Genomic DNA, 26,610 nt, shown 5'->3' with positions numbered 1-26,610 from the left:
CATGGCTGAGGTTCTTAACTTCGAGCACAACGGCATTACCGTCAATGCCACTGAATCCCCCGAGGCCATGGGTGGCCTGGGTGACAACGTCATCGGTCTGGTCGGCACCGCGCCGAAGGCCGATCCGCTGATTCCGCGTAACGCCCCGTTCCGCATCAACAGCTTCACCACCCACGCGCTGCTCGATCCGACCGGTTCGGAAGAGGGCACCCTGTACCACGCGGTTTACCAGATCCTCAAAGTGGTCAAGGTGCCGGTGTACGTGGTGATCGTCGAAGCGGGCGCGACCCCGGCCGACACCGTCAACGCAGTGATTGGCGGTGTTGAACCGGCGACCGGCCGCAAGCTCGGTCTGGCTGCACTGGGAAGTGTTCCGGAAGACCTGACCATCATCGGCGCGCCGGGCTTCACCGGCACCAAAGCGGTGGCCAGCGAGTTCGCCTCGTTCGGCAAGCGCATCAAGGCGCGTGTCGTGCTGGACGGCAAGGACGCCTCGGTCGCTGATCAAGTGCTGTACAGCCAGGAACTCGGCGGCGCCGATCTCGGTTTCGACCGTTGCCTGGTGGTGCACAACATGCCGGCCGTGTACTCGAAAGCGGCTAAGAAAAACGTCTTCCTGTCGCCGTCCAGTCTGGCGATTGCCGCACTGGCCAAGGTCAAACAGTGGGAAAGCCCGGGCAACCAGGTGACCTACGCCGAAGACGTATCGCGAGTCGTTGAATACAACATTCTCGACACCTCCACCGAGGGCGATCTGCTCAACCGTTACGGCGTCAGCTACTACGCCCGCACCGTACTCGGCGGCTTCTCGCTGCTGGGTAACCGCTCGATCACCGGCAAGTTCATCAGCTACGTCGGCCTCGAAGATGCGATCAGCCGCAAGCTGGTCAAGGCCGGCCAGAAAGCCATGGCCAAGAACCTCACCAAGTCCTTCATGGATCAAGAGGTCAAGCGCATCAACGACTGGCTGCAGACCCTGGTCGCCGACGAAACCATTCCTGGCGGCAGCGTCTATCTGCACCCGGAACTCAACAGCGTCGAGAAGTACAAGAATGGCACCTGGTACGTGGTCATCGACTACGGCCGCTACCCCCCGACCGCACCCATGGTTTATCACCCCACCGCCCGCGATGAAATCATCGAGCAGTTCCTGGAGGACGTTCTCTAATGTTTACCAACCGCGTAAGACAGGCCATCGCGGCCACCCTGCAAGGCCTGCCGTTGTCGGCGACCGTTGAGGAATTCACTCCGCCGAAAATTGATTTCGACATGGAAAGCATGGCGGGCGGGCGCTTCATCGTTGAAGAAATGGCCAAGAGCGCCAAGCCGCTGAATGCCACGCTCAAGCTGCAAGGCATGGGCGCTGAAGTCATGCTCGCGCTGGGTGTGAAGCTGGGCGATGACATCCTGCTGAACGTGCGCGAAGCCGGCCAGGATCAGGATGGCAACACTTGGTTCACCTATCACACCGTCGGCGGCAAGCTGAAATCCCTGGGTGAAGATGCCCTGAAGATGGGTAGTAAAGCCATCACCACACTGGAGCTGTCCTGCCGCACCTACAACCGCCTGGAAAACGGCGTGCCGGTGATCGACATCGACGTGCGCACCCAGAAGTTCGTGCTCAACGGCGTCGACATCCTTGGTGATGCGCGGCGTGCGGTACTCATGCCGTAACGCTGTAAGCACGCCCGGCACTTGACCCTGTGGGAGCGGGCCCTGTGGTGAGGGGATTTATCCCCGATGGCTGCGTAGCAGCCCAAAGTCTGATTTTTCATATCAGTCTGGGGCCGCTTCGCAACCCATCGGGGATAAATCCCCTCGCCACAACAGCTCACTCCTGCAAGGGAATTGCTACATCCCTCAAGAATCACCAAGGAATTCATTCATGTCGTGGATGCCACCCAAGCATGACTTGTTGTCGCCAATCACTGGCGATGACGGTTCGCAGATCGAACAGATCCAGCTCAAACCGCTGTTCTACGCCGCGCAAAAAGAAGCGCTGGAACGTGCCGGTGATGATGAAGACGACCAGTTCTTCGAACTGGCGCTGCTCGCCACCGGCCTGTCGGTCAAGGAGCTCGACCAGCTCAAGCGCCCGGACTATGTGAGCATCGCCCAGTACGTGCACGAGATGTCGACACGTCCGACGGCGTACTTCCTCGATCAGGTGGAAGACGCGGAAAAGTCCGCCGATCCCGATCAGATCCAGCTGCTGCAACCGCTCGCCGTGACCGGCCGCACTGTGACGTCGCTGAGCCTGGAAATGCCAGTGCTGCGCGCGACCAAAGTGATGAAGAAACTGAAAACGGCCAAGGAACGCGCCGAATTCATCACCGCCCATTGCGCCGGTCTGATGATCCCCGATCTGGCCCAACTGACCGTCCCGGACTGGACGCAATTGCAGGTGCGCATAGACGATTTTTTAAACCAGCCGGCGGCCTACTTTCGGAACGCGACATCGAAGTAATCCTCGATATCGTTCCGCTCATTTACCCGGTAAGTGAGGCGGAGATTCTGGAATGGGACGCCGAAAAGGCGTTGCGCCGCTACGACATAGCGATCACTCGCCTTGGCGTGAAACAGGAGTAGAGCGGCATGGCAGATGATAACTATGCGTTGACGTTCGCGAAGATCAATCAAGAGGCGCGGATGCCCGACACCACGGCCACCCTGAAGTCTGCAGCGATGTCTGCACTAAGCGCCGATTCGGCAGTTGCAGAGCCGACGTTGAAAGCGGATGGCGGGTTTGCCGGGCTGAGCCTGGCACTGGCAGATGCCACCGCCGAGCTGCGTCAGTTGACGGCCGAACAGGTTCAGCTCAGGGATGCGCTGGGGTCGATACACACGGTGCTGATGTCACAGCACTCGCTGCAACAGGCACTGAACGACCGACAATCACAAATGGGCGGGGCGGCCCTTGGCGCCGGGCAAAAAACGCCGAGTGAGAATGCCGCCACCGCGCCCTATAAGCCTTTGCAACCGGCCATCAATCTCGACGCCGCGATGGCGAGGCTCAATGTGGTCGTCGGGCTTGAAGGCGACCAGCGCAAAACGATGCAGGTCGCGCTGGAGAAGATGGCCACCGAGGCGAAAGTGGCGGCCGGCGGTACAACCGTGGTTGAGCTGGCAAGCATTGGCTACGCTGGCGCCAAGGCTGGGGTCATCAAAGATCGGGTGGATGCCAAAGGCAATATCGATCAAGCCGCCAGGCAAAACGACCTGTTGGATTTCACCAGAGACACAGCGGTCACGGCGACCGCGTTCAAGATGAAACCACTGGATGCCGCGGACCTGTTGATCGGCTGGCGTACCTCGATGAGCCTCGATCGCGCGCAAACCCTCGATCTCGCCGACGCGACCAGTTTGCTCGACAGTCGATTGGCCGCTTCTGCCGCTGACATCGGTTCGATTCTGGGCACTTACGGCACATCGGCAAAAGGCGCCGGAATGGCGCCCGAGCAAGCCGCGGCATTTTCTGCTGCGTTGCTCAACGCCGGGGTAAACAAGGCCGATGCCGGCGTAGCGTTCGAAAAAATCACGACGACCCTGGCACTCGGGGATAAAGCGTCTGCAAGTCAGAAAGCGGCGTTCGCTCAGCTGCAGCTCGACCCCAAAGCCCTGGCCGAGAAAATGAAAGGCGATGCTCCCGGCGCGATCATGGAGGTGCTGGAGGCGCTGAAGAAACAATCCCCGAATGAGCAATCCGCGTTGTCGACGACGTTGTTCTCGGTCGCCCAACCGGTTCGGCAAATGCTCGAGAACACCGCTGACGTGCAGCGCGCATTTGCACTGGTGGCGGGTAAAAAGGATGAAAAGGATAAAAAAGAGTACACAGGGGCGGTGGATAAAACCGCCCTGACACTCGCGGATACTTCGCAAGCACGCTGGAACGTCTTCGGCGCCCAGAAGGACCGGCTCTATTCATCCGCCGGCGATACCGTGCTTCCAGTGTTTGACTACCTTGTGGAAAAAGTCGGAGAGGCAGCGGATGGCTTGAGTGAAGTGGCGGAAAAGGCCCCGGCACTCGCTGGCGCGCTGATCCTGATGGCTGCCGGATTGAAGGGCGGCAAGCCGCTGGGCGCATTGGCGTCCCAGGCTGCTACGTGGACAGGCCCGGTAATGGCCAGCATCAGATCAGGGTTGGGCAGTCTCTCGGCCAGTGCCGGATCCCTCGGAACCGCCGCCCTGAGTCGTGCCAAATTTCTGGTCTCCGCTCCAGGGCGCAGCCTGATCAGTCAGGGCGCCCGATTCGGCCGGGTGGCAGGCCCATTGAGCATGCCATTGACGATGGTCGAAGCAGGCATGAGAGTCGTCGAAGGCGTGGCCGAGGGCGATACGAAAAAAGTCGCCGGTGGCGTAGGAATGGCAGCGGGCGGTTTGGCCGGTGGCTATGCCGGCGCGAGCATCGGCGCCACGATCGGTACCTTCATCCTGCCCGGTATCGGTACGATGATCGGTGGTGCATTAGGTGGCGTCATCGGCAGTTTTTACGGCAGTCAGGAAGGGGAAGCACTGGGTGAAAAACTTGCGACGCCCGCGCCCGATCGGCTTGCTCCACCTTCAGAAGTCAGCGCCGGCCTGAGCAGTGTGCAGGCGCAAAATCAGCAGAACCAGAATGTCACCTACGCGCCCGCGTTTAACTTCAGTGGCGGCGATCTGGTGAGCGCTGAAAAAGTGACCGCCATGGTCGCGCAGGTCATGCAGTCACATTTCACTTCTGACTTTACGCCTTTGATGAGCACCAACCCCCTCGGCACCCGCCGTGACGCAGCCCTTACCGATGGAGTCGCCTGATGAAACAACAAATGGCACTCGGCAGTTTCATCTTCGGACTGTCCCGCGAATTTGCCTACAGCACGCTGGCGCGCAAATCCGATGGTGGCTGGACTGAGTTGCCGATCCTCACCAGTAAACCCAAATCCCATCAGACCGGGCAGAAACCCGAAACCCTGACCATCGGCGGCACCTCGATGTACGCCGTGGCCATGGAACGGCTCGATGAACTGCGTGCGCTGCAAGCCTTGAGAATACCGCTGCCGTTGATCGACGGCATCGGTCGCAACTGGGGTTTGTGGCGGATCACCAGCGTTCAGGAAAACCAGAGCGAGGTCATCGATGACGGCACCGCGATGGTAATCAAGTGGGTACTCGAATTAGCGGAGTTCAACAATGCGTAAGGTCCGAAGCGTGGCCGGTGATTCGGTCAATCTGCTGCTCTACCGCGAGTCGGGCCGGTCAGACGATCAGGCCGAAGCAGCGTTGTGGAAACTCAACCCGACCCTGGCCGAATACGGCCCCGTTTTGCCAGCAGGCGTCTGGGTGACGCTGCCGGAACTCGACAGCAGACCCGCCGCGATCAAACCGGTTCTGGCCTGGGACTAAGGAGGTTGCATGGCACAGGGATTTACACCGGCGATCGAAATCTACGGGGCCAACCATGCGCTGCTGAACCAGCGCCTGATCAGTTGGGAGCACATTGATGCTGCCGGGATGGAGTCCGATCAACTGACACTGGTGATCGACCTGGAAGGCCTCGAAGGCCTGCCGACTCTGGGCGGAACAATCGGCCTGCGGGTTGGCTATCTGGAGTCCGGGCTGGTCGAAAAGGGCCAGTTCAAGGTGACTCGACTGACCCCGACGCTGTTCCCGTTACGCCTGACGGTGGTCGCCACGGCCGCGCCTTTCAGTGGCAAGGACGAGACCGGATTCAAGGAGCGGCGCACGGCCAGTCATGGCCCGACAACCCTTGGCGGACTGTTTCGCGAGCTGGTCTTGCGGCACGGTTTTTCGCCGCGCGTCGATCCCGAACTGGCGCTGATCAGGATTGCCCATGTCGATCAGTCGAACGAAACCGACATGGGCTTCATCACACGTTTGGCGAGCAAGTACGACGCGGTGGCCAAACCCTACAACGACCTCTACGTACTGGCGAAACCGGCGCAGCTCAAAACACTGTCGGGCCAGGTGATACCGGACGTCAGGTTGTCGGTGACCAGCAACAATCGGCCGGGTGATCACGCCTTCATCAGCGCCACACTGGAAGAGACCGCTCGCACCCAGAACCAGGGTTGCAAGACCTGCTTCTGGGACGGTGCTGTTGGCAAGCTGCAGGAGGTGATCACCGGTTCCGCACCCTACAAGGTCATTCGCCAGAAACAGGCCAGTGAAGAAGAAGCCAAAGCCATCGGCGAGGCCGAAGTGCGCAAGATGCTGCGCGAGAAATACACGCTGAAGGTCACCTGCCCGGGCGATCCGCTGCTGGCCGCCGAAGGCCTGTTGGTGCTCGATGACAGCTGGCCGGACTTCATGCGCGGTCGCTGGTCGATCAAAAAGGTCAGCGCCAGCGGCAAGCGCGAGGAAAGCTATCGCTGCCTGATCGAAGCAACCGGCCTCGACCCCAAGGCGGACGCCAAAGCCTGATCCTGCGTGACCTCACAGCGACTGATATCCCTGTAGGAGTGAGCCTGCTCGCGATTGCGATGTGTCAGTCAGCATCGATTCTGAATGTAAGTCCGCCATCGCGAGCAGGCTCGCTCCTACATGAGTCTTGCGGTCACTTCACTCATTCTGGAACACCACCATGAAGATCACCCCGATCCTCACGCAACTGCGTGCGCAATGCCCAAGCCTTGCCAATCACATTTCGGTGGGCCTCGATCTGGCGTTGCTGCAAGGCAACCCGGATCTGCCGACACCGTCGGCCCACGTCACACCGCTGGCTGATCTCGCCAGCAACAGCACCGCACAAAACCTCACCACTCAACCGATCCGCGACCGCTTCGAAATCGTCCTCGCGCTTGACGCCTCCGACGCTACAAAAGCGCTGGATCTGTTGCATGAACTGCGTGCCGAAATCTGGCGCGCGCTGGTGGGATTCAAGCCGAGCATCGACTACAGCGCCATCGTCTACGACGGCGGCGAAATGGTCTCGATCAACAGCAGCCGCGCCTTTTACCGACTGCGCTTTTTTGCCGAGTTTCAGCTCGGCCGCAATCTGCCCAGTCAGCCTGCGGAGAGTTGGCACGAACGCGAACTGGACGGTTTGTCGTCCTTTACCGGGGTCACCGTGCGGGTCGATGCGATCGATCCGGCTGACCCCAACCTGAAACGCCCGGGCCCCGATGGGCGCGTGGAAATGACTTTCTCTGGAGACGTAACCCCATGAGCAATCGCATCACCGTACTGCCGGCCGCCGGCCGTGTCGTACCTGACCCGGAGGCAGGCGATCTGCTGCCGCTGGAAGGCCGTGAAGTGCTGGACAGCGCCTGGTGGCGCCGGCGTCTGGCCGACGGCGATATCACACTCAAAACCGCAAAAGCGGCTAAACCACAGGGAGCCAAATAATGGCGATCGGATTCAGCAACATCCCCGCGGACATTCGTGTACCGCTGTTCTATGCCGAAATGGACAATTCGGCCGCCAATAGCGCGACCTCGGCCATGCGCCGTTTGATCGTCGCCCAGGTCAACGACAACATCGCACCGAGCGAAGTCGGCAAACTGGTATTGGTCTCCAGCGTTGCGCTGGCGAAAAGCATCGGCGGTCAAGGCTCGATGCTTGCCTCGATGTACGAAACCTTCCGCAAGGCTGACCCGATCGGCGAGATCTGGTGCCTGCCGCTGCACAACGCTGAAGGCGCTATCGCCAAAGGCGTGCTGACCCTGACCGGCACTGCTACTCAGGCCGGCATGCTCAATCTGTATGTCGGCGGTGTGCGAGTGCAAGCCACCGTGGTCAACGGTGCCACAGCGGCTCAGGCTGCCACTGCGTTGGCGCAGAAAGTCAACGCCACTGCCGATCTGCCGGTGAGCGCTGCGGCGGCTGAAGGTGTGGTTACCCTGAGCGCCAAATGGACTGGCGACAGCGGCAACGACATCAGCCTGCAATTCAATCGTCTGGGCAAGAGCAACGGCGAAGAAACCCCGGCCGGCCTGACCTCGGCGATCACCGCCATGAACGGTGGCGCTGGCGTGCCTGATCAAGTGGCGGCGGTTGCCGCACTGGGCGACGAGCCGTTCGAGTTCATCGCGCTGCCATGGTCGGATCTGGCCACTCTCAACACCTGGCAAGCGGTCATGGATGACAGCACCGGTCGTTGGTCGTGGGCCAAGCAACTGTTCGGTCACGTCTACAGCGCCAAGCGCGGTACCGTTGGCACGCTGGTCGCCGCAGGCCAGGCGCGCAACGACCAACACATGACTATTCAGGCGCTGGAGCCGGGCGTTCCGCAACCGTTCTGGGTTCAAGCCGCCGCACTGGCTGCGCGCACCGCGGTGTTCATCTCTGCCGATGCCAGCCGTCCAACGCAAAGTGGCAGCCTGCCGGGCGTCGACCCTGCACCGGCGAGCGAGCGTTTCACCCTGACCGAGCGTCAGTCGCTGCTCAACTACGGCATCGCCACCGCGTACTACGAAGGCGGTTACGTGCGCATCCAGCGTTCGATCACCACCTACCAGAAGAACGCCTACGGTCAGGCTGACAATTCCTACCTGGACAGCGAAACCATGCATCAGTCGGCGTTCATCGTGCGTCGTCTGCAAAGCGTGATCACCAGCAAATACGGTCGGCACAAACTGGCCTCTGACGGCACCCGTTTCGGCGCCGGCCAGCCAATCATCACCCCGGCGACCATTCGCGGCGAGCTGATCGCTCAGTACGCCAAGCTCGAACTGGAAGGCCATGTGGAGAACGCCGAGCTGTTCGCCGAACACCTGATCGTCGAGCGCGACGTGCAGGATCCGAGCCGCGTGAACGTGCTGTTCCCGCCGGATTACATCAATGGTCTGCGCGTGTTCGCACTGCTCAACCAATTCCGTCTGCAGTACGACGACGCGGCCTGATAAGCGCGTTTGACGGCAAGCATTCAGCCCACCTCGCGTGGGCTTTTTTATTGAAGGGAGTAACACCATGGGTCAACTGATTGCAGGTACCTGCTACGTCAAGGTCGACGGCGCACAACTGACTATAAATGGCGGCTGCGAAGCCCCGTTGATGGCAGTCAAACGCGAAACCGTCGTACCCGGCTTCTACAAGGAAACCGACATTGCGCCGTCGTTCAAAGTGACTGCGCTGCATACCGCCGACTTCCCGCTGAAGAAGCTGATCGAAGGCACCGATATCACCGTCACCTGCGAATTCAGCAACGGCAAAGTCTACGTACTGGCCGGCGCGTATCTGGTCGAAGAACCAGTCTCCAAAGGCGATGACGCCACCATCGAACTGAAATTCGAAGGCATCAAGGGGACCTGGCAATGAGCGGCGCCGTGAAGCTTCAAGTTGCGATCGAAGCTCACGGCGAGCCCCTGACCGAACTCGTCCTGCGCCGTCCGACGGTGCAGGAAGTGCGAGCGATCAAGGCGCTGCCGTACAAGATCGACAAGAGCGAAGAGGTCAGCCTCGACATGGACGTCGCGGCCAAATACATCGCCGTGTGCGCCGGCATTCCGCCGTCGTCGGTCAACCAGTTGGATCTGGCCGACCTCAACGCGCTGAGCTGGGCCGTTGCGAGTTTTTTCATGAGTGCGGCGTCGGCGCCATCACCGACCTGATCGCCGTCGCCTATGACCTGGCCTGGTTCTGGAAGGTTGACCCCGAACAGATGATGGCCAGGCCACTGGATGTGCTCCGCGAATCGCTGGAGCACGCGCAACGGATCAATGCGATGCAGCAGGTGCAGTGATGGCAGACGAAGAAAGCAAAGCGAAAACCCCGGTGCTGCTGACGGGCATCGATGAACTGTCGCCCAAACTCGGCGCCCTGCGAGTAAAGGTCGAGAGCTTCAAGAAAAACCTCGAGCAGACCGGCCTCGGCAAACTCGACATCAGTGGTCTGTTCAAGGGCGGCAGCGTGATCACGCCGTTCGTCGACGGGATCAAATCGGCAGCGGCGTTTCAGGGCAAGTTGACTGAAGTCAGCGAGACGGCGAAAACTGTCGACCTGCCGGCCGCACCGAAAGCCGCCGCGCAGAACATGAACGTGTTCAGTGCATCGATGGAGAAAGTGTCGGGCGCCATCGATGCCGCGCTGGCGCCAGCGGTCGCGTCACTGGTCGTCGGGCTTGAGCCGATGCTGACTCAGGTCGGCAGCCTGCTCGCCGACAACCCGCAACTGGTCGAAGGCCTGGCGGCGGGGGCGATTGCCTTCTCCGCCATGCAAACCGCCGTCACCGGGGCAACTCAGGTGTTCGACGTGATGAGCATGGTGCTCAAGACCAATCCGATCATGCTGATCGCCATGGGCATTGCGGTGGCGGCCGGTTTGATTGTGGCCAACTGGACGCCGATCAGTGCGTTCTTCACGGGGCTGTGGGACAGCGTGAAAAGCGCCGGGGCGAATGCCATGGCGATCTTGCGCTCGGTGCTCGACTGGCGCCCGCTCGATACGCTGGCGGTGCTTTGGCAACCGGTCACGGGATTCTTCTCGGGGATCTGGGACAAGGTCAAAGCGGTGACCGCTCCGGTGATCGACTTTTTCAAAACGCTTTTCTCATGGACGCCTTACGGCATGATCCTGGAAAACTGGGGGCCGCTGACGGGACTGTTTTCGGCGATCTGGGAATTGCTCAAGGCCTTGAGTGTGCCGGTGATGGCGTTCCTCAGAAACCTGTTTGATTTCTCGCCGATGCAGATGATCAGCAGTGCGTGGGGCGGTGTTGTCACGTACTTCGAACCGATGTTCGCCGGGCTGCGAAAAGTGGCGCAGTCGACTAAGGAGTTCTTCGTTTCGCTGTTCGACTTCTCGCCCATGCAGATGATCACCAGCGCTTGGGGCGGTGTTGTCATGTACTTCCAGCCGATGTGGGCGGCACTGCAATCGGCTGTACAGAGCACCCGAGAGGCTTTGCGGACGTTGTTCGATTTTTTCCCGATGGAAATGATCACCAGCGCCTGGGGCGGTGTCGTTGGGTTTTTCGAACCGATCTGGATGGCACTGCAAACGTCAGTGCAACAGGTCAAAGGCTTTTTCATGAGCCTGTTCGAGTGGTCGCCGCTGGAACAGATTGCGCAGTACTGGCAGCCGATCGGTGAAGTTTTTTCGGCGCTGTGGGATGTACTGCTGGCGTTGTCCGCGCCGGTCGTGGAATTTCTGCACACCCTGTTCGAATGGAAACCCCTGGATCAGATCATCGAGAGCTGGGGGCCGATCACCGAGTGGTTCGGCGAGTTGTGGCAAAAGCTGCAAACCGTCATCGCGCCGATCAAGGAACTGTTCGACGGTGGTTTCGCCGGACTGATCGCCAAGGTCACCGGCAAGGTCGAAACCCTGACCGAAGCGCAACGCCAGACCAATGCCGAAGGCAAAGGTGAATTGGCGCCGGCGTTTTTTGGCGCAACCCCTCAAACGTCGTCCACCGGGGCGTTGCAGGGTGGCTCCTTGCCGCAATCTTCCAGCGCGCTGATCCAGCAAAGCGCCGCCAATAACCGCACGCAACTCGAAGGCGGCCTGACGGTGCGCTTCGAAAATGCGCCGGCCGGACTGCGCACCGATCAACCGCAAAGCAATCAACCAGGGCTGGCGCTGTCGTCGCGCATCGGCTATCGCTCGCTATCGGCAGGAGGTTCAAATGAACTGGCGTGACCGTTTGTTGCCGGCATCCTTTCGCGGTGTCGGCTTCTGGATCGATCAGGCGAAAACCCCGGTCGGTCGCAAAGGCCAGTTGCACGAGTATCCGCAGCGTGACCTGCCGTTTTTCGAGGACCTCGGCCAACAAGCCAAGACCCACGACATCACGGCATTCATCATCGGTGCCGATTGCCTGGAGCAGCGCGACAAGCTGCTCAAGGCGCTGGAAGCGGGCAGCGGTGAGCTGGTGCATCCATGGCTGGGACGCCTGCAAGTCAAGGTCGGCGAATGCGATATGACCCACACTCGCCAGGACGGCGGGTTGGTGACCTTTGCGCTGAAGTTCTATCCCGATAAGCCGTTGCCGTTTCCGACTGCCACGGTCAGCACCCAGAAAGTCTTGCTGGCCAAGGCCGACACGTTGCTGGGTTCGGCGGTGGCGCGCTTCGAGCAGGCGATGACGCTGATCAAGGCTGCGCGGATCGGCATCGCCAATTTGCGCAACAGCCTCACCGGTGTTTACGAGGTGATCAAGGAACAGCTCAAACCGTTGATCGAGCAGTACCGGCAGATCACCGAACTGGTCAGAGCCGTCAAGGAATTGCCCAAGGAGGTGGCGGCGGAATTCAAGGGTTTGCTTGGTGATATCAAGGAGCTGAAGGAATTCGCGAAGGAGGGCTACCGTGGCGTGATTGCCGACGTCTCCCAACAACTCGAAGCCATCCGCAAGGCTGATGCACCGAAGATCACCACCGGCAAAGACACCAACGCAGCAGCGCAGGCGATGGCCGATCTGGTGCAGGACACGATGCTGGTCAAAGTGGCGCAGTGGGTTGCGTCGATGCCGGTGGCGGCCCCTGCGGTGAAACTGTCGTCGACACCTTCGGTGGCTCATCAGGCGGATCAACCGGTGACCCGTCAGGAAGTGCCGGTGACCGATGAGATGAAAGCACTGCAGAAAGCTGTCGGGGTGGCAATTGATCCGATGCTGGACAAGGCCGACCCTAAACACCACCAGGCAATCAACGATGTGAAGGAAGCGCTGATTGCGCATCTCAAGGCCGTGGCGTCATCCGGTGTGCGACAGGTCAGTAAATCTTTCCAGGAAAGCCTGCCGGCGCTGGTCGTGGCTTACAAGCAATTTGCCGATGCGACACGGGTAACTGAAGTGACTCAAAGCAACGCGATGAACCATCCGGGTTTTTCACCCAACGACGTGAAAGTCTCCAGGGAGTGAGCCATGAACGAGATGGATAACCGTGTCACGCTGACGGTCAACAATCTGGAATACGGCGGCTGGAAAAGCGTGGAAATCACTGCCGATCTGGAGCGCCAGTTTCGTACCTTCAAACTCGACATCACCTGGCAATGGCCGGGGCAGACGGTCGATCAGCGAATCAAACCCGGCGATCCGTGCGAAGTGAAGATCGGCAACGATCTCGTCCTCACCGGTTACGTGTTCAAGGCGCCGATTCATTACGACGGTCGACAGATCAGTCTGAGTATCGAGGGCAGTTCCAGGACCCAGGATCTGGTCGATTGCGCCGCTACCAACCGGCCCAATCAGTGGCAGGAACAACCGTTGCTGAGCATCGTTCAGGCATTGGCGATGGAGTATTCGCTGATGGTGGTCAACCAGATTCCCGAGACTGCGCGACTGGCCAAACATACGATCGTGCCGGGTGAAACGGTGTTTCAATCGATCGACCGGTTGCTCTCGCTGTTCCGGGTGTTTTCCACCGATGACGAGCAGGGCCGGCTGGTGCTCGCCAAGCCCGGCAGTGGCGGTCGGGCGAGTGATGCGCTGGAGTTGGGCAAGAACATTTTGTCGGCCAACGCCGCGATGGATCACAGCCAGGTGTTCTCCGAATACCGGGTGATCGGCCAGCAGAAAGGCTCGGACAAGAAGAGCGGGGCGGCGGTCAGCGAAGTTGAATCAACGGCTGCCGATCTGTCGTTCAAACGTCGACGCACGACGATCATCAACGAGGGCACGGCGCTGACTTTCGAGTTGGCTCAGCAACGTGCGCAGTGGGAAAGCGCGACCCGCATGGGCCGGGCGCAGACCACCACCTATCAGGTGCAGGGCTGGCGGCAGTCCAACGGTGATTTGTGGCGCCACAACACGCTGGTGAAGGTCACGGACCCGGTAATCGGGTTTGATGGCGACATGCTGATTTCCAAAGTGACGTACTCGCTGTCGGCGCAAGGTTCGGTGACCACCCTGCAAGTTGCGCCACCGCACACCTTCGATCCCGATCCCGCTCCAGCGAAAAAAACCTCAGCCTGACACCCGCCCCTGTAGGAGTGAGCCTGCTCGCGATAGCGGTAGACCGGCCACTCAAAGGTCGACTGCACTGACGCCATCGCGAGCAGGCTCACTCCTACAGTTGACCGCGTCGTGCCCATCTTTTGAAGGACAAACCATGAGCCTACTGACACGCCTGCTGGCGCGCGGCACTGTCGTGCTCGCCAATTCGGCATCCAAGCTGCAATCGCTGCAAATGCGCCTCACCGCCGGAGAAGTGAACGACGACCTCGAGCACTTCGAGCCGTATGGCTTCACCAGCAATCCTCTGGCTGGAGCCGAAGGGATCGTCACGTTCCTCGGCGGTGACCGTTCCCACGCCATCGCCCTGGTGGTCGCTGACCGCCGTTATCGCCTGCAATCGCTGGCTGCCGGCGAAGTGGCGATCTACACCGACGAGGGCGACAGGATTCACTTCAAGCGCGGACGGATCATCGACATCGAAACCGCCACGCTGAACATCCGCGCCAGTTCGGCGGTGAACTTCGATACGCCGGTCATCAACCAGACCGGCAAGATTGTTTCCAGTGGCGATCAGATCGCCGGCGGTATCAGCCAGATCAAACACGTGCACGTCGGCGTGCAGGCCGGTAGTGGCCAGACCGGCGCGCCGGCAGGAGGCAAGTGATGCTGATCAGCCCGAACCTCCACGCCGCACTGACCCGCTCGGTACTCATCAGCCTGTTCACCTGGCGCCGCGCTGCCGATGACGATGCCCTCGACGACGAGGAGCGTTTCGGCTGGTGGGGCGACACGTTTCCCACCGTCGCCGACGACCGTATCGGTTCGCGGCTGTGGCTGCTGCGCCGGGTCAAGCTGACACGACAGACCCAGATGGACGCCGAGTTCTACGCCCGCGAAGCCTTGCAATGGCTGATCGACGACGGCCATTGCAGCGCCATCGACATCATCAGCGAACGCCTCGACGCCCAGCGCCTGAACCTGCGTACGGTCCTGACCCTGGCCGACGGCGAACGTCTGGACATCAACCCCGATAACAGTTGGCAGGTGATCTATGCCGTTTGAAACCCCTTCGCTGCCGGTGCTGATCAAGCGCACCCAAAGCGACCTGGCCGGCGATTCGCTGCGCCAGTCCGATGCGCAAGTGCTGGCCCGCACCTTAGGCGGCGCGGCTTATGGTCTGTACGGTTATCTCGACTGGATTGCCGAGCAGATCCTGCCGGACAAGGCCGACGAGTCGACCCTGGAACGCATCGCCGCACTGCGCCTGAACCAGCCGCGCAAACCTGCGCAGGTGGCCACCGGCAGTGTGAGTTTTACCGCGACGGCGGGTGCCGTGCTCGACGTCGACACGTTGCTGCAATCCAATGATGGCCGCACCTACAAAGTCACCGCTGCGCGCACCACCGGCAATGGCAGCAACAGCACCACTATCGCTGCGCTCGACGCCGGCAGCCTCGGCAATGCTGACGCAGGTCTGACGCTGACTCCCGTGCAACCGATTACCGGTGTGGTCGGCAACAGTTTCATCGTGCTGGCGCCGGGGCTCAGTGGCGGCGTGGCGCGAGAAAGTCTGGAGTCGTTGCGCTCGCGAGTGATTCGCTCCTATCGCGTCATCCCTCACGGTGGCTCGTCCAGCGACTATGAAACCTGGGCGCTGGAAGTGCCGGGCGTGACCCGCGCCTGGTGCCGTGGCGGTTTGCTCGGCCCGGGCACGGTGACGGTGTTCATCATGCGCGACGACGATCCGCAACCGGTGCCGAACGATGAGCAACTGGCCGAGGTTCAGGACTACATCGAGCCGCTGCGCCCGGTGACTGCCGAGGTGCATGTGCAGCGACCGATTCAGGTACCGGTGGTGTATCGCTTCAAAAGCGTCAACCCCGACACCACCGCCGTACGTGCGGCGGTCGAAGCGCAGTTGCGTGACCTGCACAACCGCGAGGCCGATCTCGGTGTGCCGTTGCTGATCAGCCATATCCGCGAAGCCATCAGCAGCGCCGGCGGCGAATACGATCACACGCTCACCGCACCGGCGGCTGACGTGCCTGCCGGCAAGAGCGAGCTGCTGACTTTTGGAGGTTGCGTATGGGGGGCATAAGAACCGCCGCGCAATACCAGGCGCAGTTGCGTGCCTTGCTGCCCGCCGGTCCCGCGTGGGACCCGGAGCAAGTCCCGGAACTCGAAGAAGTGCTGCAAGGCGTCGCCGTCGAACTGGCACGCCTCGACGCCCGCGCCGCCGACCTGCTCAACGAAATGGACCCTGCCGGCGTCAGTGAACTGGTACCGGACTGGGAGCGGGTGATGGATTTGCCCGACCCATGCCTCGGCGCCACGCCACTGTTCGACGACCGTCGCCTCGCCGTGCGCCGCCGCTTGCTCGCGGTCGGTAGTCAGGCCATCGGCTACTACCTCGAAATCGCCAAAAGCCAGGGCTACCCCAACGCCACCATTACCGAACTCGAAGCCCCGCGCATGGGCCGCGCACGTTTTGGCGCGGCGCATTTCGGCACATGGGAAGCGCAATTCATGTGGACGCTCAACACCGGTGGCCGCTTGCTGCTCGGCCGGCGTTTCGGCGCGAGCTACTGGGGCGAGCGCTTCGGTGTCAATCCGGGCTCGGCACTGGAGTGTTTGATTCACCGCAGTGCGCCGGCGCATACCAAGGTGCACATCAATTATGACTAGGGAGGAATGACGGGATGGATTATCCGAACAGTGTGCCCAGCGCCGGGTTGGTGAATGGGAAGTTTGTTGATGAGAACCCGATGACCGGTACCCCGGGTTCGCTGATTCCGGCGGATTGGGGCAACGGCGTTACGTCGGAGATTCTCAACGTGATCAATGCGGCTGGGTTGACTCCAGACGAGAAGAAATACGATCAGTTGTTGCAGGCGATTCAATCGGTGACGGCCAAGGGCTGGAATCAGGATCTGGCGTTGCCGCTGGTGGCATTGCCGCTGCCGACGGTGGCCACCGCCGATGGTCGGCTGACGGTCAGCCCGGCTGCGGCATCCACCAGCGGTGGCAGGGTTTCGATTGCGGCGGGGACGTTTATCAGCCTGGGTCAGGAAGTCGTGAATGGCCAGTTGGGTCGCTCGCGCACGTTTGTAACATCCGCTTGGAGCAGCGCGGATCTGTTGCCCAGCAGTCATTATTTTCTGCGCGCGCAAGTCTCTGGCGGTGCGCTGACGTTCTACGTGCAGCGTGGCAACATCCATGACGTGACGCCCGAGTCGTTGAAAGGAACGGTAAACGGTGCCGCCGGTGGCGGCTTCCAGTCAACGGCACTGGACATGTGCCTGGCCTGGATCGTGACCGGTGCGCCCGGTTCTGTGCCTACGGTACGAACCCTCTATAACCGTGCCCGATTGACCTGGACTCAAACCGTCAACGGTACGGGCGCAATTTTCCTGCCACTGGATCCCCATGCACGTTCTGCTCGATTGGTTGCCGGCAACCCGACACCGTCTTCGACGGCGGTGACGTCTGTCGGGTTTCCATCAACCGGATGGGTGGGGGGCAACTATTGCTTCCTGTCGCCCGTGATTGCTGGCAGTTCCAACAACCCCGGGGGCTGGAATCCCACAACGATTTCTCCTTGCGTGTTGTTCACCAACAACATCGTTAACGACGTGACGGTTTCAACGCTGGCCGCCAGTTTCGACCATGCCAATTTGCGTTCGCTGTGGCAGTGCTATCAGGCAGAGCACAACCTTGGCCAGTCGAATGCCGAGAGTGATGAGTTGTTGCTGAGCATGGGTATCAAAAGTCATCCAATCACCGACTACAGCGTTGGTATCGCAATCAACTTTGCAGACGCCGTGAACGTCCAACTGTCGTGGGAGCTTATTCGATGATCGTCATTCAGGAACTTCATCAGATTGACGGCGAGCTACGCCTTCCTCAGCCTTCTGCCGCCCATGACTGGGATGGTGATAAATGGGTAGTGAACGGCGATAAACAGGCTGCTCTGGATGAGCAGGAAACTGAACGCTTGTGCGCCAAAATCGATGCCGCCGCCGACAGCGCCCGCACTGTGCTGGCCGGCGATCCGCTCAAAGCCATGGAATACGCCCAGGCCGCCGCCGACGCTCAGGCCTATCAGGACGCAGGCTACCCGAAAAAAGAAGTGCCGCTGTCGGTTGCTGCCTGGGTCGTCAAAGGTCGCACGGCGAAACAGGCCGCCGAGCAGATTCTCGGTAAAGCCGAACAGCTCACCGACCACTTGCTGACGCTGCGGACTTTGCGCCTGAAGGCTAAAGCGCAGATCCGCGCGCAGGCGTCCAAGGGCAAGATCGATCTGGCTCGCAATGTTGCCGATGAGGCCATTGTCGCGATCCGCGAATTGGTCAGCCAACAGGTCAGTTAGGACGTCAATCTGCTTCAGCCAAGCCCACTTCACTGTGGGCTTTTTATTTTCAGGAAGAAACCGTGGACGAGGTTGCACTTGCAGCGCTCGGGGCGCGGTTCATTTGTTATTTCAGAGGAACAGAAGACCTATGGATTATCCAAAAAGCGTCCCCAGCGTCGGTCTGGTCGATGGCCGCTTCGTCGATGAAAACCCGGTGGCAGGCACGCCGGGGTCGTTGATTCCGGCGGTGTGGGGCAATAACGTGACTCAGGAAATCCTGAGTGTGATTACTGGTGGCGGACTTGTTGCCTCCGAGGCGGACACGAGCCAACTGTTTAAAGCCATTCAAACGATTGTTGGCAAGGCCAGCCCGATGCGCTCGGTGATTACCCGGCTGGCGGCCTCCAAGGCGTTGGCTGAGCAGGAACTCGGTCTCGTTTTGATCGATGGGAGCCCCGCACCCGTGACCGTGACTTTACCGCCTGCCGATCTCGCCCTAGGTGTCCGCGATGTGATTGTTCGTCGTGTCGACAACAGCGGAAATAGGCTCGTCGTTCAGGCGAGCGGTACCGACGGTATTCGCTTTCACACACATCTTTCGGCCAACGGTTATCCGTTTCTGGTGTTGATGGGTGGTGGTGACTGGTGGCATTTGCGCAGCGACGGGGCGGGGAGTTGGTGGCCGATAGGGCGCTTTGACAACACCGCCCTGGGACGCCCGTTTTTAGAGACCACCACTACGCTTAATCCGGGAGGTTATGGCGTACCCAACGGTGATCTGTTCAAGAGAACCGAATGGCCTTGGCTGTGGGATTTTGCTCAGGTGTCCGGGGCATTGACGACCGAAGCCGCGCGAGCGGGCAGAGAAGGCGGCTGGACCAGTGGCGATGGCGCTTCGAACTTTCGAATTCCCGACATTCGTGGTGAGTTTCTGCGGGTGCTCAGTGAGACCAGAAACGTCGATGCAGGGCGGGTAATGGGCAGTCTGCAAATGCATGCCTTGCAAAGCCACAACCACTATCTGCCGACGGGGACCGGGGCGACTTTCAAGCCTGCCCCAGCGATTCCGGATCACATCTGGGACGTTACCACCAACGTCAACATTTTGCCGACCTCTGCGACGGTGGCAACGACGTATCCCAACCCGGCATTCGACTCGGATACCTACATCGGCAACATCGGCAATTTTGCCGCCGAAACCCGGCCGCGAAACATCGCCTACCCCGCGCGAATCAAACTGATCTGAGGTGCACATGTTCAATTATTTGATAGACGACAGCGGTGCATTGACCGGGCCTGTCGAGTTTCCGGTCGTGCCGGGGATCGGACTGCAACTACCAGGCAACGCGGTGACACTCAGCATCGAACTCTCCCCGGCACCCGAAGGGTATGCCTGGGCCTATGATAATGGTTCGTTGCAACAGCAGATCGATTGTCGCGGCGATGTCTATCACACAGACACGGGCATCCGGGAAACCTGGACCACGCTGGGCGAATTGCCGGAAGGCCTCACCCGGTTGCCTTGGCCGGGTGGCTTTCACGCGTGGGTGGATAACGCTTGGCGGGTCGATGAAGCCGCGCAACTGGCGGATCGCAAACGCATCGTTCTCGCTAAGCGTGATGCCTTGCTTCGCGATGCAGTGTTGAGAATCGCCCCCCTGCAATACGCCGAAGACATCGGCGATGCCAGTCATGACGAACAACTGCTGCTGATCGAATGGAAGCTCTACAGCGTAGAACTCAACCGCATCGAAAAACAGGCCGGTTTCCCCGATGAAATTATCTGGCCGGTGACACCCGGCGCAGCCGTAGTTAACTGATTTCAGCACAGGGAACAGTGCAATGGACTATCCAAAAAGCATCCCCGGCGTAGGGTTGGTCAACGGCGGTTTCGTCGATGAAAACCCGATCGCCGGTTCACCGGGATCGTTGATCCCCGCCTCGTGGGGCAACAGCGTCACGCAGGAAATTCTCAATGCGATCAAGGCTGCCGGGTTGACGCCCGATGAAGCCAAGACCGATCAACTGGCCACCGCGATCGGTGCGCTGGTCGACTTCACCAAACTGAAAAACACCCCGACCACTTTGGCGGGTTACGGCATCACCGATGCGGTGGGGCGGTTGCTGGCCGTCAGGCAGATCGAGACGGTCGGGATCACCGTTTACAAACCCAATCCCAAAGCCAAACGCATTCGGGTGCGCTTGGTGGGCGCGGGCGGGTCTGGCGGCGGGTGCACACCTGTGCCGGCAACTAATCAAATTTTTGGTGGCGGCGGTGGTTCCGGTGCCTATGCCGAAAGCCTTTATGACGTGACAGCGCAAATGCTCGTAGGGGTGCCGGTTTCTCTGGGTGCGGGTGGGGCTGTCAGCAACACCACAGGTTTTGCGGGCGGCGGCGCTTCTTTTGGCTCTTACATGAGTGTATCGGGCGGCGGCGGTGGGCAAATTCTTGCTGTCGTGGCCACTGGCGTTTTCTCTGGATTTATTCAGGGTGGGGTAGGCGGAACGATCACTGGCGGCAACCTCTCCAGCGCGCGGGGCAGTCCCGGTGGGTATGGAATGACCAATAGCAATTGGGGGTTGCTCTCCGGTTGTGGAGCTGCCAGTCCGTTCGATGGCGGAGCCCCATTCACCGGGTCGAATACGGTTGGCAGCGCCGGCGTCCGTGGTTCGGGTGGCAGCGGTTCGTGCTCGGTCAACCCCTCTGCCTCAGTGGTCAGCGGGGCTGGCGGCAACGCCTTTTGTGAAATCTGGGAGTACGAGTAATGGCCCGTTACGCACGAGTGGAAAATGGTGTCGTGGTTGAACTGATCGAAACCGGCGACTACGCAATCACCCAACTGTTTGCGCCTTCTTTCGTTGAATCGATGGTTCAAGTGCCGGAGGGCATGACAGTTGAAATCGGCGCGCCAATCGACGAGTCCCGGCCTTCCAGCGCGCAGTTGTCCGTGACGAGCATTCCCGTCAGTGCGCAAGAAATCGTTGTCGAGGACCAGACGCCTGAATCAGCAGCTCGAACCTGGCGCCAGACCAGACTCTCGTCCACCGAGTGGCAGGTAACCCGTCATCGCGACGAGCAGGAGCTCGGCCGTGGCACGACACTCAAGGCCCAGCACTATCTGGAGTTGCTTGAGTACCGTCAGGCGCTGCGCGACTGGCCTGATTCCGGTCATTTTCCTTCGGCAGTTTCCCGGCCCTCGGCGCCCGTGTGGTTGGCAGCTCCAGTCGGCTGAGAACGGCACCAATGTATTTTCAGATTAAGGAGATAAACCTTGGACTATCCCAAGAGTGTGCCCAGTGTCGGCTTGGTCAATGGACAGTTTGCCGATGAAGATCCGATAGCCGGCAAACCCGGTTCGCTGATCCCCGCGACGTGGGGCAACAGCGTCACACAAGAAATTCTGAATGTCGTTCAGGCGGCCGGCCTGACGCCAAACGAGTCGTCGAACAATCAGCTGTTGGGAGCATTGCGCAGCCCGGCATTGTTCATGACCGCCCCGCAGTTTGATGGCGGACGCTCAGCAGCAACGTCCGAGTTTGTGCAGCGGGCATTGGGCAATTATGCAAGTGCTCGTGGGATATCCGCTGCCACGCAATTGACCTTGTCCGATGTCGGCTGCTCGATCGGTCTGGCTGGTAACGCAGCGTATACCGTGACGCTTCCGGATACCGCTGCAGTGCCGAGTGGCGCCACGATCAGCCTGCATTGCCGTAACAGCGCACCCGTTACCGTGGCCAGTAAAATCGGTACGCAGATCAGTCCGCAAGGGGCTTATCTGGCGTCGATCGTGATCAACAATGGTGAAAGTGCGAACTTCGTCAGAGAGTCCGGTGTGTGGGTGGTTTATGGCACGGCTGCGCTGAAGTACTCGGCCAATTACGCCGCACAGTTCTCCACATCGGGATATCAAAAGCTTCCCAGCGGTTTGATCGTGCAGTGGGTGACAGGGGGATCCGATGCGAATGGCAACATGACGGTGTCGTTGCCGATCAGGTTTCCCAATGCTGTCCTCGGAGGTATTGCCAATGAAGGTAACCCGGCAGGATGGAGTGCCGCCAATGTCACCGTTTGGGCATTTGACGGTGGGAGCTCCACGACAACGACAGCGGTCGCTAGGGTCCGAAGCGTCCTGGCTTCAAGTGTAAAGGCTGATTCGGGCATTTCGGGCCGCATTCTGGTTTGGGGTTACTGACCATGACGATTTACTTTTATGCACAAAGTCTCGGCTTTGAGCGAGTCGAAAATGCACTTGCGGAACTGCCTGAAGGGGCAGTGGAAATCACCCAGGCTCAATACGTCGAGTTGTTTGCCGGCCAGGCAAGCGGCAAAGTCATTAGCGCCAGTGCCAGCGGTCAACCTGTGTTGACGGACCCTGTCATTTCCCCGCTTGCCCTTGCCAGCCATGAACGCGCATGGCGCAACAAAGTGCTGCAAGACACCCAGTGGCTGGTGCTTCGCGACGCTGAAGAACTGGAAGTCGGTGAGGGCACGACCCTGCTCGCCGAAGAATTCAAACAACTGCTGGCTTACCGACAGTCGCTGCGCGAGTGGCCCAATGACCCGAACTTCCCGGATGCACGTTCGCGCCCGGTTGAACCCGATTGGCTGCAAATCTTGCTGCGAACGAACGGCTGAGTCGTCGCTGATCTGAAGAGGAATTAAAGTGGATTATCCAAGAAGCGTCCTCAGCTCTGGCTTGGTCGACGGCAAATTTGTTGATGAAGACGTGATAGCCGGAACGCCGGGATCGCTGATCCCTGCAAGCTGGGGCAACAGTGTTACTCAGGAAATACTCAGCGCGATTACCGCGGCTGGTTTGAAACCGGACGAACTACAGACTGATCAATTGGCTCAGGCGATCAGGCAGTTATCGAAACCGGATCCGCTGCAACAATTTCCTGTGCAGGTGTATCGCAGGAATGTGCTGATCAATGGCGGGTTCGATATCTGGCAGCGCGGTACGACCAACCAAGGCCCAAATATCGGTGGATATGTAGCCGATCGTTTTCGCTGCGACTGGAATGGCAATGCTGCCGTGACCATCTCTCGTCAGGACTTTGTTCCAGGCCAGACAGAAGTGGCAGGTGAGCCGGCTTATTTTTTACGCTGGCAGCAAACCACGGCGGGCGTCGGCGCTACCGAGCACAAGGTTTCCCAAAGCGTTGAGTCCGTCAGAACTCTGGCTGGACGAACCGCCACTGTGACCTTTTGGGCGCGCTCCGATGCCGCGCGTTCATTGAAAGTGACAATTGGTCAGTACTTTGGCAACGGAGGTTCGGAAGCCGTCGTCAAAGTGGTCGATGTTTTTCCATTGAGCACTGCATGGGGCAAGTACAGCGCAACGTTTCAGGTGCCATCGATCGCGGGGAAAATGCTGGGCGCCAATGATTGTTTGCGCTTGGCTTTTGATTTGCCGCTCAACGTTCTGCAAACTGTGGATCTGACTCAGGTTCAATTGGAAGAGGGACCGGTTTCCACGCCATTCGAATACCGTCTTTCTGGCGAAGAATTGACGTTGTGTCAGCGTTATTTCGAAAAGTCTTTTGCCAACCGTTTACAGATTCGAGCAAACAACGGTAGTGGCACCTGCATCGTCTCGTTTACTCAGGCTGCGGCTGGAAATACCGGTCAATACGGTATGGTCGTAGACATGCAGACTCAGAAGAGAGTGCAGCCTACTGTTGTCCTGTATAGCCCTGGAAATGCAGGTAATCAGGTTTGGAACTACTCGCAGGGAGTGCCTTGCACAGGCACCATTGTGCAAAGTGTGACACAGCGTAGTTTCGCGATCGGCACTGTGACGCCTGTAAACAGTCAGCCCGGTAACGGATTGCAGATTGAATGGACAGCGGACGCTGAGATCTAGGAGTGACCCCATGACCTATCAATTGACCACTTGCGGAGTACTGCGCACGGAGGATTCTGCGTTTATCCCGCAGGACCCAACCAATCGCGACTGGCTTGACTATCAAGCTTGGCTATTAGCTGGCGGCCAAGTCCTGACATTGAATGAAGCCCTCGAAAACGTAGCCCCGGCCAGCTCAGTGACAAGTTTGGCAAAAAAATGGCTGGGGGCCGTTATCCGCTAACCGTGATTCAATCGCGGCAATATCCAGGGAGGATCAAGCATTATGCAACTAACTGAAAACAACCTTATTGACATCATGCCCAACGCCCGCAGCCAAGCGGGCGTTTTTGTTTCTGCGCTCAATGCCGCCATGAAGCGCCGTCGCATCGACTCGCCCAAACGTGTCGCTGCGTTTCTCGCGCAGATCGGTCACGAGTCGGGCCAGTTGCAGTACGTTCGGGAGCTGGGCAACAACCAGTATCTGAGCAAATACGACACCGGGACACTGGCGCTACGCCTGGGTAACACGCCCGAGGCGGACGGCGACGGACAAAAGTACCGAGGGCGTGGGCTGATTCAAATCACCGGTCGCGGTAATTATCGCCAATGCAGCCTCGGGCTGTTCGGCGATGAGCGTCTGCTGTCGTTGCCCGAATTGCTCGAACAACCGCAATGGGCCGCCGAGTCTGCCGCGTGGTTCTGGGAGCAGAACGGCTTGAACGAGCTGGCTGACCGAGACGAATTCAACACTATCACCCGTCGCATCAACGGCGGGTTGAACGGTTTGCAGGATCGTCTGGAAATCTGGGCGCGGGCGAGGGCGGTGCTATGTCCATCCCTTGGCGAGTGATCGGCGCGGTATTGCTGGCCTTGGTGGCTGCGGCACTGGCCTGGCAACTTCAGGACTGGCGCTATGGGCGGCAACTGGCGGAGCAGGCTCGGTTAAACGCAGAAACCCTCAATCAACTGACCCTGACCGCTGCTACCGCGCAGCAGGCCGAGCAGGATAAACGTCTGGCGCTGGAGCAACGGCTCGCCTCCAGTGAACAAACCCACTATCGAGCGATGAGCGATGCCCAACGTGATCAGGATCGCCTGCGCGATCGTCTTGCCACTGCTGATGTGCGCCTGTCAGTCCTTCTCGACGCCGGCGACGTTGCCGCCGGCTGTTCGCTGCCAGCCGCCGCCGGCACCGGCGGCGTGGATCATGCAACCGTACGCGCCCGACTTGACCCGGCGCATGCTCAACGAATTGTCGCCATCACCGACAGCGGCGACCGCGGACTGATTGCCTTGCAGGCTTGTCAGGCCTATGTCAGAGCGTTGGCGCCCGAACATCTTGAATGATCTTGTGTATTGAAAGCGCAACCGGCTCGTGTACGGTGGTACGCATTCCACACGATCCGGAGCGCACCGTGAAAGAGATCACTCAACTGGCTGCCGAACTTGGCCGACGACTGCAAGTGCTCAATGCCCACGTCACCACCGCTGAATCCTGCACGGGTGGCGGGATCGCTGAAGCCATTACGCGTATTCCCGGCAGCTCGGCGTGGTTCGAGGCTGGTTACGTCACGTACTCCAACCGACAGAAAACCCAGCAACTGAATGTGCCGGCCGAGCTGTTCGGCACGGTGGGCGCGGTCAGTCGTGAAGTCGTCGAGGCGATGGTCGTGGGTGCGCAGAAAAACAGCCTGGCAAGATTCGCCGTGGCAGTCAGCGGTGTGGCCGGGCCCGACGGCGGTACGCCGAACAAACCGGTAGGCACGGTCTGGCTGGCCTGGGGCGTGGACGAAGCGGTTTCCAGCGAGGTTCAACACTTTCCCGGCAACCGCGATGAAGTCCGCGGACAAACGGTGAAGGCCGCGCTAGAGGGGCTCCTGCGACTAGCGGCACGAGAAATCGAAAATCAGGGGTAGGCGATCCGCGAACGCTGTGGAATAATACTGGCTACTTATACAGGTGTTGGCCGTCAGGCCTTATTGATTACGTGAGGACTTTAATGGACGACAACAAGAAGAAAGCCTTGGCTGCGGCCCTGGGTCAGATCGAACGTCAATTCGGCAAGGGTGCCGTAATGCGTATGGGCGATCAGGACCGTCAGGCGATCCCATCCATCTCCACTGGCTCTCTGGGTCTGGACATTGCGCTCGGCATCGGCGGCCTGCCAAAAGGCCGTATCGTTGAAATCTACGGTCCTGAATCTTCCGGTAAAACCACACTGACACTGTCCGTGATCGCCCAGGCTCAAAAAGCCGGCGCGACCTGCGCTTTCGTCGACGCCGAACACGCCCTCGACCCTGAGTACGCCGGCAAACTGGGCGTCAACGTCGATGACCTGCTGGTTTCCCAGCCGGACACCGGCGAACAGGCCCTGGAAATCACCGACATGCTGGTGCGTTCCAACGCTGTTGACGTGATCATCGTCGACTCCGTGGCTGCACTGGTGCCGAAGGCTGAAATCGAAGGCGAAATGGGTGACATGCACGTGGGCCTGCAAGCCCGTCTGATGTCCCAGGCGCTGCGTAAAATCACCGGTAACATCAAGACCGCCAACTGGGGGGGGGGCGTGGGCGGGC

General features: G+C 59.8%; 33 protein-coding genes. All 33 read left to right on the top strand.

The window, feature by feature from the left end; translation table 11 throughout:
- Position 1 precedes the first annotated feature (1 nt).
- Entirely contained in the window at positions 2–1,168 is a 1,167-nt protein-coding gene (locus ACIOWE_RS09625) for a phage tail protein (protein WP_401390277.1), read from the top strand.
- Positions 1,168–1,674, top strand: a complete 507-nt coding sequence (locus ACIOWE_RS09620; protein WP_064120772.1) for a phage major tail tube protein — start codon at positions 1,168–1,170, stop codon at positions 1,672–1,674. Before ACIOWE_RS09625 ends, ACIOWE_RS09620 begins: the two co-directional genes overlap by 1 nt.
- A 211-nt stretch (positions 1,675–1,885) precedes the next feature.
- Positions 1,886–2,467, top strand: coding sequence for a phage tail assembly protein (locus ACIOWE_RS09615; protein WP_201201130.1), 582 nt, complete (start codon positions 1,886–1,888; stop codon positions 2,465–2,467).
- A gap of 128 nt (positions 2,468–2,595) precedes the next feature.
- Positions 2,596–4,794, top strand: a complete 2,199-nt coding sequence (locus ACIOWE_RS09610; protein WP_401390273.1) for a phage tail tape measure protein — start codon at positions 2,596–2,598, stop codon at positions 4,792–4,794.
- Positions 4,794–5,177 (top strand): phage tail protein, encoded by a 384-nt coding sequence (locus tag ACIOWE_RS09605; protein WP_201201134.1) that lies wholly within the window; start codon positions 4,794–4,796, stop codon positions 5,175–5,177. The genes ACIOWE_RS09610 and ACIOWE_RS09605 overlap by 1 nt, the downstream gene beginning before the upstream one ends.
- Positions 5,170–5,382: a tail protein X gene (locus ACIOWE_RS09600; protein WP_401390269.1), complete on the top strand. Its 213-nt coding sequence runs from the start codon at positions 5,170–5,172 to the stop codon at positions 5,380–5,382. Before ACIOWE_RS09605 ends, ACIOWE_RS09600 begins: the two co-directional genes overlap by 8 nt.
- 9 nt (positions 5,383–5,391) lie before the next feature.
- Entirely contained in the window at positions 5,392–6,420 is a 1,029-nt protein-coding gene (locus ACIOWE_RS09595) for a phage late control D family protein (RefSeq protein ID WP_401390266.1), read from the top strand.
- Between the two features lie 160 nt (positions 6,421–6,580).
- Positions 6,581–7,165, top strand: a complete 585-nt coding sequence (locus ACIOWE_RS09590) for a hypothetical protein (protein ID WP_401390263.1) — start codon at positions 6,581–6,583, stop codon at positions 7,163–7,165.
- Positions 7,162–7,344: a DUF2635 domain-containing protein gene (locus ACIOWE_RS09585; RefSeq protein ID WP_201227735.1), complete on the top strand. Its 183-nt coding sequence runs from the start codon at positions 7,162–7,164 to the stop codon at positions 7,342–7,344. The genes ACIOWE_RS09590 and ACIOWE_RS09585 overlap by 4 nt, the downstream gene beginning before the upstream one ends.
- Positions 7,344–8,840 carry a phage tail sheath subtilisin-like domain-containing protein gene (locus ACIOWE_RS09580; RefSeq protein ID WP_401390260.1) on the top strand — a complete coding sequence of 499 codons (1,497 nt, stop codon included), beginning with the start codon at positions 7,344–7,346 and terminating at the stop codon, positions 8,838–8,840. Before ACIOWE_RS09585 ends, ACIOWE_RS09580 begins: the two co-directional genes overlap by 1 nt.
- 67 nt (positions 8,841–8,907) lie before the next feature.
- Positions 8,908–9,255 carry a phage tail tube protein gene (locus tag ACIOWE_RS09575; protein ID WP_007908779.1) on the top strand — a complete coding sequence of 116 codons (348 nt, stop codon included), beginning with the start codon at positions 8,908–8,910 and terminating at the stop codon, positions 9,253–9,255.
- Entirely contained in the window at positions 9,252–9,548 is a 297-nt protein-coding gene (locus ACIOWE_RS09570) for a phage tail assembly protein (protein ID WP_007908778.1), read from the top strand. Before ACIOWE_RS09575 ends, ACIOWE_RS09570 begins: the two co-directional genes overlap by 4 nt.
- Positions 9,549–9,678: 130 nt before the next feature.
- Positions 9,679–11,577, top strand: coding sequence for a phage tail protein (locus ACIOWE_RS09565; RefSeq protein WP_401390258.1), 1,899 nt, complete (start codon positions 9,679–9,681; stop codon positions 11,575–11,577).
- Positions 11,564–12,799 (top strand): DNA circularization protein, encoded by a 1,236-nt coding sequence (locus ACIOWE_RS09560; RefSeq protein ID WP_401390255.1) that lies wholly within the window; start codon positions 11,564–11,566, stop codon positions 12,797–12,799. Before ACIOWE_RS09565 ends, ACIOWE_RS09560 begins: the two co-directional genes overlap by 14 nt.
- Positions 12,800–12,802: 3 nt before the next feature.
- Positions 12,803–13,852, top strand: a complete 1,050-nt coding sequence (locus ACIOWE_RS09555) for a phage baseplate assembly protein (RefSeq protein WP_401390252.1) — start codon at positions 12,803–12,805, stop codon at positions 13,850–13,852.
- Between the two features lie 136 nt (positions 13,853–13,988).
- Positions 13,989–14,498, top strand: coding sequence for a phage baseplate assembly protein V (locus tag ACIOWE_RS09550; RefSeq protein WP_401390249.1), 510 nt, complete (start codon positions 13,989–13,991; stop codon positions 14,496–14,498).
- Positions 14,498–14,896: a phage GP46 family protein gene (locus tag ACIOWE_RS09545; RefSeq protein WP_103302988.1), complete on the top strand. Its 399-nt coding sequence runs from the start codon at positions 14,498–14,500 to the stop codon at positions 14,894–14,896. Before ACIOWE_RS09550 ends, ACIOWE_RS09545 begins: the two co-directional genes overlap by 1 nt.
- Complete coding sequence (locus tag ACIOWE_RS09540) at positions 14,886–15,932, top strand: baseplate J/gp47 family protein (protein ID WP_401390246.1); 1,047 nt, start codon at positions 14,886–14,888, stop codon at positions 15,930–15,932. Before ACIOWE_RS09545 ends, ACIOWE_RS09540 begins: the two co-directional genes overlap by 11 nt.
- A complete protein-coding gene (locus ACIOWE_RS09535; RefSeq protein WP_401390243.1) occupies positions 15,920–16,519 on the top strand; it encodes a YmfQ family protein in 600 nt (199 codons plus the stop codon). The genes ACIOWE_RS09540 and ACIOWE_RS09535 overlap by 13 nt, the downstream gene beginning before the upstream one ends.
- Before the next feature lie 14 nt (positions 16,520–16,533).
- Positions 16,534–17,691, top strand: coding sequence for a phage tail protein (locus tag ACIOWE_RS09530; protein WP_401390240.1), 1,158 nt, complete (start codon positions 16,534–16,536; stop codon positions 17,689–17,691).
- Positions 17,688–18,203: a phage tail protein gene (locus tag ACIOWE_RS09525; RefSeq protein ID WP_401390237.1), complete on the top strand. Its 516-nt coding sequence runs from the start codon at positions 17,688–17,690 to the stop codon at positions 18,201–18,203. The genes ACIOWE_RS09530 and ACIOWE_RS09525 overlap by 4 nt, the downstream gene beginning before the upstream one ends.
- Positions 18,204–18,333: 130 nt before the next feature.
- On the top strand, positions 18,334–19,431 hold the full coding sequence (locus ACIOWE_RS09520; protein WP_401390234.1) for a phage tail protein: 1,098 nt from the start codon (positions 18,334–18,336) through the stop codon (positions 19,429–19,431).
- Positions 19,432–19,438: 7 nt separating this feature from the next.
- Entirely contained in the window at positions 19,439–20,005 is a 567-nt protein-coding gene (locus ACIOWE_RS09515) for a tail fiber assembly protein (RefSeq protein ID WP_401390232.1), read from the top strand.
- A 22-nt stretch (positions 20,006–20,027) separates the two neighbouring features.
- The gene (locus ACIOWE_RS09510) at positions 20,028–20,951 is read left to right on the top strand and encodes a hypothetical protein (RefSeq protein WP_401390229.1); all 924 of its coding nucleotides are present in this window, start codon (positions 20,028–20,030) and stop codon (positions 20,949–20,951) included.
- Positions 20,951–21,418, top strand: coding sequence for a phage tail assembly chaperone (locus tag ACIOWE_RS09505; RefSeq protein ID WP_401390226.1), 468 nt, complete (start codon positions 20,951–20,953; stop codon positions 21,416–21,418). The genes ACIOWE_RS09510 and ACIOWE_RS09505 overlap by 1 nt, the downstream gene beginning before the upstream one ends.
- Positions 21,419–21,457: 39 nt before the next feature.
- Complete coding sequence (locus ACIOWE_RS09500) at positions 21,458–22,378, top strand: phage tail protein (protein ID WP_401390223.1); 921 nt, start codon at positions 21,458–21,460, stop codon at positions 22,376–22,378.
- 2 nt (positions 22,379–22,380) lie between these two features.
- A complete protein-coding gene (locus ACIOWE_RS09495) occupies positions 22,381–22,821 on the top strand; it encodes a phage tail assembly chaperone (protein WP_401390220.1) in 441 nt (146 codons plus the stop codon).
- Positions 22,822–22,849: 28 nt separating this feature from the next.
- Positions 22,850–24,052 (top strand): carbohydrate-binding protein CenC, encoded by a 1,203-nt coding sequence (locus tag ACIOWE_RS09490; protein ID WP_401390217.1) that lies wholly within the window; start codon positions 22,850–22,852, stop codon positions 24,050–24,052.
- A gap of 10 nt (positions 24,053–24,062) precedes the next feature.
- The gene (locus ACIOWE_RS09485; RefSeq protein ID WP_401390214.1) at positions 24,063–24,275 is read left to right on the top strand and encodes a hypothetical protein; all 213 of its coding nucleotides are present in this window, start codon (positions 24,063–24,065) and stop codon (positions 24,273–24,275) included.
- A 42-nt stretch (positions 24,276–24,317) separates the two neighbouring features.
- Positions 24,318–24,884, top strand: coding sequence for a glycoside hydrolase family 19 protein (locus ACIOWE_RS09480; RefSeq protein ID WP_401390212.1), 567 nt, complete (start codon positions 24,318–24,320; stop codon positions 24,882–24,884).
- A 222-nt stretch (positions 24,885–25,106) separates the two neighbouring features.
- Positions 25,107–25,322: a lysis system o-spanin lipoprotein Rz1 gene (locus tag ACIOWE_RS09475; RefSeq protein ID WP_401390209.1), complete on the top strand. Its 216-nt coding sequence runs from the start codon at positions 25,107–25,109 to the stop codon at positions 25,320–25,322.
- 127 nt (positions 25,323–25,449) lie between these two features.
- Positions 25,450–25,950, top strand: a complete 501-nt coding sequence (locus ACIOWE_RS09470) for a CinA family protein (RefSeq protein ID WP_401390206.1) — start codon at positions 25,450–25,452, stop codon at positions 25,948–25,950.
- Positions 25,951–26,033: 83 nt separating this feature from the next.
- Positions 26,034–26,610 (top strand): recombinase RecA (gene recA / locus ACIOWE_RS09465; RefSeq protein ID WP_401390203.1); only part of this gene is annotated, 577 nt, incomplete at its 3' end.

The organism is Pseudomonas sp. NPDC087598 (assembly GCF_044743525.1).
Lineage (GTDB): Bacteria > Pseudomonadota > Gammaproteobacteria > Pseudomonadales > Pseudomonadaceae > Aquipseudomonas.
This window is presented reverse-complemented; position numbering and strand designations above follow the sequence as displayed.